Consider the following 845-nt stretch of genomic DNA (forward strand, 5'->3'; position numbering starts at 1 on the left):
GCTCACTGGTTCGGTCCTCCACACATTTTTACCTGTGCTTCAACCTGGGCATGGATAGATCACTGTGGTTTCGGGTCTATTCCTTTCGACTTCGCGCCCTCTTCAGACTCGCTTTCGCTTCGGCTCCGCGTCTGCCGCTTAACCTCGCCGAAAAAAATAACTCGCCGGTTCATTCTTCAATAGGCACGCCGTCGCACCTGCATCGTGCTTCGACTGCTTGTAGACATACGGTTTCAGGTTCTCTTCATTCCCCTCCCGGGGTTCTTTTCACCGTTCCCTCACGGTACTCTGCGCTATCGGTCCATATCAGTATTTCGCCTTGGAGGGTGGTCCCCCCTGCTTCCCACAAGGTTCCTCGTGCCCCGTGGTACTCCGGATCCTACCCCTCAGCTCTCTTTACGTCTACCGGGCTCTCACCGTCTGCGGCGCAGGTTCCCACCTGCTTCGACTTCATCCTGCTGTCTTTCGGTAGTCCTCTACCCCGGCGCGGTTTCCCGCCCCGGTTTGGGCTCCGCCCTTTTCGCTCGCCGCTACTGGGGGCATCTCTGTTGATTCCTTTTCCTCCGGCTACTTAGATGTTTCAGTTCACCGGGTGCCCTCCTCTCGTCCGAGAGGTGACAGTACTCCTACTGCCGGGTTTCCCCATTCGGATATCTGCGGCTCTCCGGTTACTTGCACCTCCCCGCAGCTTTTCGCAGCTTATCGCGTCCTTCGTCGGCTGATATGGCCCAGGCATCCGCCGTACGCCCTTTCTTACTTAACTTGCCTCTTTGAGTTTCTAAGGTTGGATCTCTCGTTCTTAGAGATCCTTCTTCTTACGTTTTCTTGTAGTTGTCAAGGTACAG

The 845-nt window shown here is 55.6% G+C and carries 1 rRNA gene; it reads right to left on the reverse strand.

Annotated elements, in window-relative coordinates:
- Positions 1–763, reverse strand: a 23S ribosomal RNA gene (locus HMPREF0080_RS03850); the annotation flags it as partial.
- Between the last annotated feature and the right edge of the window lie 82 nt (positions 764–845).

Source organism: Megasphaera geminata F0357, assembly GCF_000239275.1.
Lineage (GTDB): Bacteria > Bacillota > Negativicutes > Veillonellales > Megasphaeraceae > Megasphaera > Megasphaera geminata.